The 10,067-nt window shown below is 57.5% G+C and carries 10 protein-coding genes and 4 tRNA genes; 10 read left to right on the top strand and 4 right to left on the bottom strand.

The genetic code is table 11. The features are described from left to right. Positions 1–1,935: efflux RND transporter permease subunit (locus tag ACRESD_RS11405; protein ID WP_431750996.1), on the bottom strand; the 1,935-nt coding region annotated here is incomplete at its 3' end. A gap of 219 nt (positions 1,936–2,154) precedes the next feature. Here ACRESD_RS11405 and ACRESD_RS11400 point away from each other — a divergent pair. Next, positions 2,155–2,565 (top strand): hypothetical protein, encoded by a 411-nt coding sequence (locus tag ACRESD_RS11400; RefSeq protein ID WP_431750995.1) that lies wholly within the window; start codon positions 2,155–2,157, stop codon positions 2,563–2,565. Here ACRESD_RS11400 and ACRESD_RS11395 read toward each other — a convergent pair. Continuing rightward, on the bottom strand, positions 2,562–2,717 hold the full coding sequence (locus tag ACRESD_RS11395; protein ID WP_431750994.1) for a hypothetical protein: 156 nt from the start codon (positions 2,715–2,717) through the stop codon (positions 2,562–2,564). The genes ACRESD_RS11400 and ACRESD_RS11395 overlap by 4 nt on opposite strands. Positions 2,718–2,914: 197 nt before the next feature. Here ACRESD_RS11395 and ACRESD_RS11390 point away from each other — a divergent pair, with 197 nt between their 5' ends. Next, on the top strand, positions 2,915–3,577 hold the full coding sequence (locus ACRESD_RS11390; RefSeq protein ID WP_431750993.1) for a peptidase C39 family protein: 663 nt from the start codon (positions 2,915–2,917) through the stop codon (positions 3,575–3,577). A gap of 50 nt (positions 3,578–3,627) precedes the next feature. On the opposite strand, the gene pbpG is transcribed toward ACRESD_RS11390, so the two are convergent. Next, a complete protein-coding gene (pbpG, locus tag ACRESD_RS11385; protein WP_431750992.1) occupies positions 3,628–4,551 on the bottom strand; it encodes a D-alanyl-D-alanine endopeptidase in 924 nt (307 codons plus the stop codon). A 337-nt stretch (positions 4,552–4,888) separates the two neighbouring features. Here pbpG and ACRESD_RS11380 point away from each other — a divergent pair, with 337 nt between their 5' ends. Beyond that, the gene (locus ACRESD_RS11380; protein ID WP_431750991.1) at positions 4,889–5,587 is read left to right on the top strand and encodes an alpha/beta hydrolase; all 699 of its coding nucleotides are present in this window, start codon (positions 4,889–4,891) and stop codon (positions 5,585–5,587) included. A gap of 81 nt (positions 5,588–5,668) precedes the next feature. On the opposite strand, the gene folD is transcribed toward ACRESD_RS11380, so the two are convergent. After that, positions 5,669–6,523, bottom strand: a complete 855-nt coding sequence (gene folD / locus ACRESD_RS11375) for a bifunctional methylenetetrahydrofolate dehydrogenase/methenyltetrahydrofolate cyclohydrolase FolD (RefSeq protein WP_431750990.1) — start codon at positions 6,521–6,523, stop codon at positions 5,669–5,671. Between the two features lie 275 nt (positions 6,524–6,798). Between folD and ACRESD_RS11370 the strand changes: the two genes are divergently transcribed. The 7 genes from ACRESD_RS11370 to ACRESD_RS11340 form a co-directional block, all read left to right on the top strand. Next, positions 6,799–6,875, top strand: a tRNA-Arg gene (locus ACRESD_RS11370). A 32-nt stretch (positions 6,876–6,907) separates the two neighbouring features. After that, a tRNA-His gene (locus ACRESD_RS11365) sits at positions 6,908–6,983 on the top strand. A gap of 56 nt (positions 6,984–7,039) precedes the next feature. After that, positions 7,040–7,124, top strand: a tRNA-Leu gene (locus tag ACRESD_RS11360). Between the two features lie 79 nt (positions 7,125–7,203). Beyond that, positions 7,204–7,279, top strand: a tRNA-His gene (locus ACRESD_RS11355). Between the two features lie 400 nt (positions 7,280–7,679). Continuing rightward, positions 7,680–8,990, top strand: a complete 1,311-nt coding sequence (gene tig / locus ACRESD_RS11350) for a trigger factor (protein ID WP_431750989.1) — start codon at positions 7,680–7,682, stop codon at positions 8,988–8,990. Between the two features lie 91 nt (positions 8,991–9,081). Beyond that, on the top strand, positions 9,082–9,717 hold the full coding sequence (gene clpP / locus ACRESD_RS11345; RefSeq protein ID WP_017129550.1) for an ATP-dependent Clp endopeptidase proteolytic subunit ClpP: 636 nt from the start codon (positions 9,082–9,084) through the stop codon (positions 9,715–9,717). A gap of 111 nt (positions 9,718–9,828) precedes the next feature. Further along, a partial coding sequence (locus ACRESD_RS11340; protein ID WP_431750988.1) for a ClpX C4-type zinc finger protein occupies positions 9,829–10,067 on the top strand: 239 nt, incomplete at its 3' end.

Below are 10,067 nucleotides of genomic sequence, written 5' to 3'. Positions count from 1 at the left end.
GCTGTAGGCCATGTCGATGCCGCTCAGCGGGATGCCGATGTTGTCGACGATGGTGTCCAGTTCTTCGGCCGGGATCACTTCGCGAATCCGCGCTTCAATCCGGTCGAACGCCGCCGCGCTTTCTTCGATACGGGTGCCCAGGGGCAAGCGTACGTGCAGGGCGAGGGCACCGGCGTCGGTGGCCGGGAAGAAGTCCTGGCCCAGGCTCGGCAGCAACAGGAATGAGGCGAGCACGCAAGCCAGGAAGCCGACGATAAAACGCTTGCGGTTGCCCAGGGCCAAGGTCAGCAGGCCGTGGTAGGTGTCGCGGATATTCGAGAAGTGACGCTCGAACCCTTGCTGGAAATTCAGCACCGCTTGCAGCAGGGCGTTGCGAGGTTTTTGGTGCTGCTCGCCCTCGTGGTGGTTGATGAATTCATCTTCCGGGTGATGTCCCGCGCCTTGTTCCGGCATATGGGGCTTGAGCAGGAACATTGCCAGGGTCGGCACCAGGGTCCGCGAGAGGATGAACGAGCTGGCCATGGCGAAGATCACCGCCAGGGCCATTGGCCGGAACAGGTAACCGGCGATGCCTTGCAGCAAAAACATCGGCACGAACACGATGCAGATGCACAGCAGCGAGACGAATGCCGGGCCGACGATCTGTGCGGCGCCGTCGAGGATCGCGGTCTTCACCGCCTTGCCTTGCTCCAGGTGCCAGTTGATGTTCTCGATAGTCACCGTGGCATCGTCCACCAGGATGCCCACGGCCAAGGCCAGCCCGCCCAACGTCATCACGTTGAGGGTTTGCCCGGAGACTGCCAGCAGCGCGATGGCTGACAGCACTGCCAATGGAATCGAGGCGGCGATGATCAACGTGGAGCGCCAGCTGCCGAGGAACAACAGGATCATCGCACTGGTCAGCAAGGCGGCGATGATGCCTTCCTGGGCCACGCTGCCCACCGATTGCTTGACGAACACCGAGGCGTCACCCAGCAATGAGGTCTTCAGCGATGGCGGCAGGGTTTCGTTGATGCGCGGCAGCATCTGGCGAATGTCGTCGATGATCGACAGGGTAGAAATGCTGCCGTTTTTCAACGCCGGCATCAGCACCGCGCGGTGACCGTCGACGCGCACGATGTTGGTCTGCGGCGGTGAGCCGTCACGCACGTGGGCCACTTGGCCGATGGTGATCAGCGCGCCGTCGACGGTCTTGATCGGCAGGTCGTTGAGTTCATCGATGGCCTTGGGGCTGTTGTTGAGCAGGATCGTGTATTCGTTGGGGCCGAGCTTGGCGGTACCCACGGGGATGATCTGGTTTTGCAACGCCAGTGCGTTGCCTACGTCTTGCGCCGACAGGCCTTTGGCAGCCAGTGCCTGCGGGTCGAGGTCGAGGGTGATCTGGCGCTGTTTGCCACCCATGGGGGTGGGCATGGCCAAACCGGGCAGGGCGCTTAATGGCAGGCGAATGTTGTTCTGCACCAGGTCGCGGATCTTGGCTTCCGAGAGCGTGGGGCTGGAAAACGCCATCTGCAAAATCGGCACCGTGGAGGCACTGTAGTTGAGGATCAGCGGCGGCGTGATGCCCGGTGGCATCTGTTTGAGCACGGTTTGTGAAACGGCGGTCACTTGGGCGTTGGCGGTCCGGATGTCGACGCCGGGCTGGAAGAAGATCTTCACGATGCCCATGCCGGGCAGCGATTGCGATTCGATATGTTCGATGTCGTTGACGGTGGTGCTCAGGGAGCGTTCATAGGTGTAGATCACCCGGCCGGCCATGGCATCCGGTGACAGGCCGTTGTACTGCCAGACCACGGCGACCACTGGGATGCCGATATCGGGGAACACATCCGTGGGGGTTCGCAGGGCCGCCATCGGCCCGATGATGCAGATGAATATGGCCAACACGATGAACGTGTACGGCTTTTGCAGTGCGGTCTTTACCAGCCCGAGCATGCGTGAACCTCCGAGGGAGCAGGATTGCAAACCCCGGCAGTCTTGCCCGACCCACCTAACACGCACCTTTCAGCCAGGTGAAGGAACATTTAGTTAACGGCTGAAGATCGTTTCATATGTATTCATTTGTTCTACAAAGGGTGGCTCTCCAAGCTTGTAGCCCATCGGACGCGACACATTTCGCCTCGTCTTTTTACTGATGTCCTTTGGAGCCCTGCCATGTCACTTAAACCCTTGTTGTTGATTCCTGCCCTTGGTGCTGTATTGCTGCTGTCGGCATGTGCCGGCCCGATCCCCAAGGCGGACCCGAGCGAAGCGTGGATTGGATTGAAAGAAGAAGCGCCGAATGACCTGATGGCCGAACGCGTCGACGGCAAGCGCGTGGATGACGGGCGCTTTTTTGAAGTGACCCCGGGTGACCACCGTCTGGATGTGACCTTATTTGAAGAAGAGCCAGGCGACGACAACCAGCAGGACTGCCAGGGGCGGGTCGAGTACAAGAATTTCAAGGCGGGTGAGCATTACACCCTGGTGGAATCGAGCCTGGGCACTACCGTGCGCGCCGTGCTCAAGGACGGCCACGGCAAGGAAGTGGCGGCGACCCAGGATTTCAATTGCATGCCTGGCTAAGCGTGCCGTGCCGTCGCCACTTTAGGCGGCTTGGCAGGTTTGACGTGGGGATGATGATGGCGACGGGTCACGCGCATCACGCCCCACAGCATGGCGCCGGCAACGGCCAGCCAACCGCATACCAACAGGAAAATCGTCGTTGCAAGGCTCATCTGGGCCTCCTTTCGCCCCATCGGGGGCACACACAGTCTTCTCAATGGACAGTCTAGCTACCTGGCGGTTGCCTGCTATTGACCAATGGTCGAGTCTGTCCAACTTGTTTGCTATATCAGCGCCGTCGTTCTCCTACCTAAACGCGATTGGGCTATGATCTGGGCCCTCACCGGCAGTTGATCAAGAGAGTAAGAAATTGCGGTTACGGTCGAACGTTAAAACCACCTTGTTGCTGGCCTGTGCCTTGGGGCTCGCGGCGTGTTCCGGGCACCCCTCGAAACTGCCGGGCCTGCCGGAGCGCGTCGAACTCAATGGCGTGCCGACCTTTCGCAGCGAGGCCTACCAGAGTGGTCCCAGCGCCTTGGCCAGCATGCTGTCGCAACAAGGCATTGTCATGACACCGGGTTTGCTGGATAAGCCTCTGCATCTACCTGGAGGCGAAGCTGACCTTGAGCGCAACATGCAGGTGCTGGCTCGTGAATACGGGCTGATGGTGTACCCGCTGGACAACCAACTGACGGCGGTGCTGGCGCAGGTTGCGGCGGGTTATCCGGTGATGGCGCGGCTCAACCCGAGTTTCTGGTCTGGAACCCGGTATGTCGTGGTGGTGGGGTTCAATCAGCAAAAAAGCACCGTGTTGCTGCGCTCGGGTATGGAGCGGCGAATGCTGATGAGCTTCAGCGACTTTGAGTCGGCGTGGAAAAGCGCGGGTCACTGGGCCATATTGACTCAACGTCCGAGCCAGTTGCCCGCCAATGTGGATACGCAACGCTGGCGCGCGTCGGCCAATGCCACGGCCCAGGCCGGGCAGGAGCAAGCGGCGGCGCAGGCGCTCAAGGTGCTGGCGGAACGCAAATAAAAAATGTGGGAGGGGGCTTGCCCCTCCCTTAGTGGAGTCAGCGCTGTCGCTTAGCGACGCACTTCAGCAGCATTCGGGCGGTTCTTCAGGTTCTTGTCAGCCTTGTAGCGCAACGCGACATCCGGCACTGAACCACCCTTGCCGGTCTCGACCCAGTTGCGAATGCGACCGGCATCGGCAAAGTGGGTGAACTTGCCGAAGGCATCCAGGATCACCAATGAAACCGGACGGTTGCCCATGCTCGTCACCAGTACCAGGCAATGGCCGGCCTGGTTGGTAAAGCCGGTCTTGGTCAGCTTGATATCCCAGTTGGCACGGTTGATCAGATGGTCAGTGTTGGAGAAGCCCAGGGTGTAGTTGGGCTTGCGGAACGACACCGTTTTTTCCTTGGTGGTACTGAGTTGGCTGAGCATGGGGAATTTGCGTGCGTAGGCCAGCAGCTTGCTCAAGTCACGGGCGGTGGACACGTTGTGAATCGACAGGCCGGTGGGTTCCACGTAGTGGGTGCTGGTCATGCCCAGTGCCTTGGCCTTGGCGTTCATCGCCGCGATAAAGGCCGGATAGCCGCCCGGGTAGTGGTGGGCCAAGCTGGCGGCGGCGCGGTTTTCAGAGGACATCAGCGCGATCAGCAGCATCTCTTTGCGTGGCATTTCACTGCCGATTTTCACGCGGGAGAACACGCCTTTCATTTCCGGCGTGTCCTTGATGTTGATGTCGATGTACTCATCCATGTTTTGCTTGGCTTCCAGCACCACCAGGCCTGTCATCAATTTGCTCACCGAAGCGATGGGCACCACCACGTCGGGGTTGCTGGAATAGATGACTTTGTTGGTCTGCAGGTCGACCAGCATGGCGCTGCCGGAGGCGATCTGAAGTTTGGACGTATCACGCGGAGCCTGGGTGGTTTCGGCTGCGTGCGCGAGGGTGCCTGTAAATGCAAACAATAGGCTGAAGATAGAGAGACGAATTTTCACGCGGGTGAACTCGCTAAAAAGTAAGGAAATGCCGTTTGGGAACGGGTTTTATGACAAATGCCGTTACATTTTAGGAGTATGGATCAGAAAACGATAGAGAGCTTTAAATAAAGGCTGTAAGCCGATGATTGGCAGAGGTTGTACCGATTATGTACCTGCCTTTGGTCGCGAGCTTTTCCGCTGTCTGACCGGCGCCTTATTTCGCATGCAATAGTACTTACTCAAGCTTTACTGAATACCTCAAGAAAATGTCTGAAGTCGGCCGTCTGAAGCAAACAATGGGCGCCCCGACTTTTGGTGCTGCGGGTTTTTCTCACTGACGAGCGGGGTTTCAACAATGAGTAGTAAGCCGACGATATTGCTAGTACATGGTTTTTGGGGTGGTGCGGCGCACTGGAGCAAAGTCATCGTTGAGTTGAATCGCAAAGGTTATACGTCCATACAGGCAGTAGAGATGCCTCTGACGTCACTGGCCGATGACGCTGAGCGAACGCGCAAAATGATTGCCCAGCAAAAGGGGCCGGTTCTGCTTGTGGGGCATTCCTACGGTGGCGCGGTGATTTCCGAGGCGGGGAACCAACCTAATGTCATCGGGCTCGTCTACATTGCGGCATTCGCCCCTGATGCCGGTGAGAGCCCGGGCGAGATCACCCAGCGCAATCTGCCGGAGGCAGCTGCAAACCTTGAACCTGACAGCGACGGCTATCTGTGGGTCAAGCAGGAAAAATTCCATGAGAGCTTTTGCCAGGATCTGCCTGCCAGCGAGGCTTTGGTGATGGCAGTCACTCAAAAGGCACCGCTGGCCAGCACCTTTGGCAATAAGGTCACTGCGCCTGCCTGGAAGAAGAAACCGTCCTGGTATCAAGTGTCCAGCGACGACCGAATGATTCATCCTGAAAATCAGAAATGGATGGCTGCACGGCTCAATCCCCGGAGCACGATCACCTTGGCGACCAGCCACGCTTCGCTGGCGACCAGGCCCGCCGAGGTTGCCGCGTTTATTGATGAGGCTGCGGTCGCTGCATCGAACGTCTGATCATCGACCCTTTTCCCATCGTTTCTGTCAGGCAATAAAAAGCCCTGCGATAAGGCAGGGCTTTTTCAGTACGCCTGATTATCAGGCGTGCAGGGTTTCTGCTGCGTAAAGGGTGTTTTCCAGCAGGCAGGCGCGAGTCATCGGGCCGACGCCACCGGGTACCGGTGTGATCCAGCCGGCGCGGGGCAGGGCGGTTTCGTACACGACGTCGCCGACCAGCTTGCCATCTTCCTGACGATTGATGCCTACGTCGATGACGATGGCGCCTTCTTTGATCCACTCACCCTTGACCAGGCCCGGTTTGCCGGCAGCCACGACTACCAGGTCGGCGCGGCCGACATGGCCTGCGAGGTCCTTGGTGAAACGGTGGGTGACGGTCACGGTGCAGCCGGCCAGCAGCAGTTCCATGGCCATCGGGCGGCCGACGATGTTGGAGGCGCCGACAACCACGGCGTCCAGGCCATACAGGTCGACACCGGTGCTCTCGAGCAAGGTCATGATGCCTTTTGGCGTGCACGGGCGCAGCAGCGGGATACGTTGGGCAAGGCGGCCGACGTTATAAGGGTGGAAACCGTCGACGTCTTTGTCCGGGCGGATGCGCTCCAGCAACTTGGAGGCATCCAGATGTTCAGGCAGCGGCAGTTGTAGCAGGATGCCGTCGATGCTCGGGTCATCGTTGAGGTTGTCAATCAGGTCGGTAAGGGCCTGCTGGGTGGTCTCGGAAGGCAAGTCGTAGGCCTTGGAAATAAAGCCGACCTCTTCACAGTCTTTACGCTTGTGCGAGACATAAACCTGAGAGGCAGGATCGCTGCCGACCAGGATCACCGCGAGGCCGGGCGTGCGCAGGCCTTGCTGGCTACGCTCGGTGACGCGTTTGGCGATCTGCTGGCGCAGGCTGGCGGCGATTGATTTGCCGTCGATAAGTTGTGCAGTCATTACGCGTGATTAACCATCGAGAGGGGGAAGAAAAGTGCGCGCATTCTCGCACGCCATGACGTGAGGGCAAAGGCGCTTGGTCTGCAAATTGCCCTAACCCCTTAAATAAAATCAGTTTTTTTCAAAAAAGATTTGACGGGTATCAATGCCCTCTATACTATTCGTCGCACTTGTCGGGCACAGCCTAGCACTGGTTAAGAAGGTCGAGCAGAATAGTTGATCTGCAAGGCTGGAAGCACTTAGTTTGTAATCCTCCAAGAGTACAGATTAATAAGGCGCCCGTAGCTCAGCTGGATAGAGCATCCGCCTTCTAAGCGGATGGTCGCAGGTTCGAGTCCTGCCGGGTGCGCCATTAGGCAGCTTTGGCACAAGTAGCGCTATATGGTGGGCGTAGCTCAGTTGGTAGAGCACGGGATTGTGACTCCCGTTGTCGAGGGTTCGATCCCCTTCGTCCACCCCATATTTTGAAAGGCGCCAGATTAATCGTCTGGCGCCTTTGCTTTAAGAGCTTCAAGCGCGGATGTGGTGGAATTGGTAGACACACTGGATTTAGGTTCCAGCGCCGCGAGGCGTAAGAGTTCGAGTCTCTTCATCCGCACCAATTTCAAGGCGTCACCCTGTCGCAAGGCGAGGTGAGGTTCAACAAAGAAGATGTTCGAGTTCTTTGTTAATGCAATATGGTGGGCGTAGCTCAGTTGGTAGAGCACGGGATTGTGACTCCCGTTGTCGAGGGTTCGATCCCCTTCGTCCACCCCATATTCGAAAGGCGCCAGATTTAACAGTCTGGCGCCTTTTTTGGTTTTAGCGCTTCGAATATTCGGCGGCTGCAGGTGTTGGGTCGCAATGGCGGGGCATGTCGTCGTATTTATGTATCTCGATGATGCTGCGCTGCCAGCCAGCCCGGTTTGAGGGGTTGGCCGTCAGGGAGATGGATGGCGACTTCTTCTATATATAGAAGGGGCGGCGCAGAGCCCTGGCGTGATGGGATGTATTTGTCACCGGGGCGAGGTCGTTCAGTGCCTTCGTACCGATAAATTGCCGGCTGTTTTCGGGCGTATTTGCAGTAGGGTGACTTCTTGAGTTTGACCCACTAGAATGCATGCCCTTGATTGGGGTCGGAAATGGCCGGCTAACGTCTGTGCAACGAGGAATATCCATGCAAGTTTCTGTTGAAAATACTACTGCTATCGAGCGTCGCCTGAGCATCACCGTGCCGGCTGAGCGCATCGAAACTGCGGTCAACAAGCGTCTGCAGCAGACTGCCCAAAAGGCCAAGATCGCTGGTTTCCGTCCAGGCAAAGTGCCAATGAGCGAAATCAAGCGCCGTTTTGGTGCTGACGCGCGTCAGGAAGCAGTGGGTGACGTGATCCAGGCTTCCTTCTACGAGGCCGTTGTTGAGCACAAGCTGAACCCGGCTGGCTCGCCTTCGATCGAGCCTAAGTCCCTGGAAGCTGGTAAAGACCTGGAATACGTTGCTGTATTCGAAGTGTTCCCTGAATTCACCGTTGCCGGTTTCGAAGATATCGCCGTAGAGCGCCTGAGCGCTGACGTAGCGGACTCCGACCTGGACAACATGCTGGAAATCCTGCGCAAGCAGAACACCCGTTTCGAAGTGGCCGATCGCGCTGCTCAGAACGAAGACCAACTGAACATCGATTTCGTTGGCAAGGTTGACGGCGAAGCATTCGCTGGCGGCTCCGCCAAGGGTACCCAACTGGTGTTGGGCTCCAACCGCATGATTCCTGGTTTCGAAGACGGCCTGGTTGGCGCAAAAGCCGGCGAAGAGCGCGTTCTGAACCTGACTTTCCCTGCTGACTACCAGAACCTGGACCTGGCCGGCAAAGCCGCTGAGTTCACCGTTACCGTCAACAGCGTATCCGAGCCTAAGCTGCCAGAGCTGAACGAAGAGTTCTTCGCTCAATTCGGCATCAAGGAAACCGGTATCGAAGGCTTCCGTACCGAAGTTCGCAAGAACATGGAGCGTGAGCTGCGCCAGGCCATCAAGTCCAAGGTCAAGAACCAGGTCATGGACGGTCTGCTGGCTGCCAACCCGATCGAAGTGCCTAAGGCCCTGCTGTCCAACGAAGTTGATCGCCTGCGTGTTCAAGCGGTTCAGCAGTTCGGTGGCAACATCAAGCCTGATCAACTGCCGGCCGAGCTGTTCGAAGAGCAAGCCAAGCGCCGTGTTGTGCTGGGTCTGGTCGTGGCTGAAGTGGTCAAGCAGTTCGACCTCAAGCCTGACGAAGATCGCGTTCGCGAGATGATCCAGGAAATGGCCTCGGCCTACCAGGAGCCTGAGCAGGTCGTGGCTTGGTACTACAAGAACGACCAGCAGCTGAACGAAGTACGTTCGGTTGTGCTGGAAGAACAAGTTGTGGATACTGTTCTGCAGAAGGCTAAGGTGACCGACAAAGCGGTCTCTTACGAAGAAGCAGTCAAACCGGCGGAAGCAGCACAAGCCGACTGATTGTCCAACTCGTTGGAAATACAACCATAAGCCAGCCTCGCGCTGGCTTATGCGTTTTCAAGACATGACTATTTGGGAGTAACTGCAGAGCATGTTCCGTAATTCCTATATTCAGCAGAACTCTGATATCCAGGCCGCTGGCGGCTTGGTCCCGATGGTTGTCGAGCAATCTGCTCGTGGCGAACGCGCCTATGACATCTACTCGCGCCTGCTCAAGGAGCGAGTGATCTTTCTGGTTGGTCCGGTAGAGGACTACATGGCCAACCTGATCTGTGCGCAGTTGCTGTTCCTTGAAGCAGAAAACCCGGACAAGGACATCCATCTCTACATCAACTCCCCAGGCGGCTCGGTGACGGCGGGTATGTCGATCTACGACACCATGCAGTTCATCAAGCCGAACGTGTCGACCACCTGCATCGGTCAGGCCTGCAGCATGGGCGCATTCCTGCTGACTGCTGGTGCCGAAGGCAAGCGTTTCTGCCTGCCTAACTCGCGCGTAATGATTCACCAGCCACTGGGCGGTTTCCAGGGCCAGGCATCGGACATTGAAATCCATGCCAAGGAAATCCTGTTTATCCGTGAGCGTCTCAATACGCTGATGGCCAAGCACAGCGGTCGCACCCTGGAAGAAATCGAGCGCGACACCAATCGCGACAACTTCATGAGTGCCGAAGCGGCGAAGGCATACGGGCTGATCGACGAAGTGATCACCCAGCGTCCCGCTTAATTAAGCCGCTCAAAATATGGCTGGTCGGCGTATCCGACCACTGGCGGGCTTGAAAAAGCCCGCATAAGCCTTCATCTTGTGTTGCAAGCCTATCGGATTTGGATCGAACGAATGACTGACACCCGCAACGGCGAGGACAACGGCAAGCTGCTCTATTGCTCCTTCTGTGGCAAAAGCCAGCATGAAGTACGCAAGTTGATTGCCGGCCCCTCGGTCTTTATCTGCGACGAGTGCGTCGACCTGTGCAATGACATCATCCGTGAGGAGGTGCAGGAAGCCCAGGCCGAAAGCAGCGCGCATAAATTGCCTTCGCCTAAAGAAATCAGCGGCATCCTTGATCAGTATGTGAT

It is taken from the genome of Pseudomonas sp. (assembly GCF_050739995.1).
Lineage (GTDB): Bacteria > Pseudomonadota > Gammaproteobacteria > Pseudomonadales > Pseudomonadaceae > Aquipseudomonas.
Note: the sequence above shows the minus strand (reverse complement) of the source record. Positions and strands in the feature narration are given on the sequence as shown.

Excerpts from the sequence above, each read along its gene's own strand:
- ACRESD_RS11380 (WP_431750991.1), top strand. The coding sequence starts at position 4,889 with ATGAGTAGTAAGCCGACGATATTGCTAGTACATGGTTTTTGGGGTGGT.
- clpP (WP_017129550.1), top strand. The coding sequence starts at position 9,082 with ATGTTCCGTAATTCCTATATTCAGCAGAACTCTGATATCCAGGCCGCT.
- ACRESD_RS11400 (WP_431750995.1), top strand. The coding sequence starts at position 2,155 with ATGTCACTTAAACCCTTGTTGTTGATTCCTGCCCTTGGTGCTGTATTG.
- ACRESD_RS11395 (WP_431750994.1), bottom strand. The coding sequence starts at position 2,717 with ATGAGCCTTGCAACGACGATTTTCCTGTTGGTATGCGGTTGGCTGGCC.
- tig (WP_431750989.1), top strand. The coding sequence starts at position 7,680 with ATGCAAGTTTCTGTTGAAAATACTACTGCTATCGAGCGTCGCCTGAGC.
- folD (WP_431750990.1), bottom strand. The coding sequence starts at position 6,523 with ATGACTGCACAACTTATCGACGGCAAATCAATCGCCGCCAGCCTGCGC.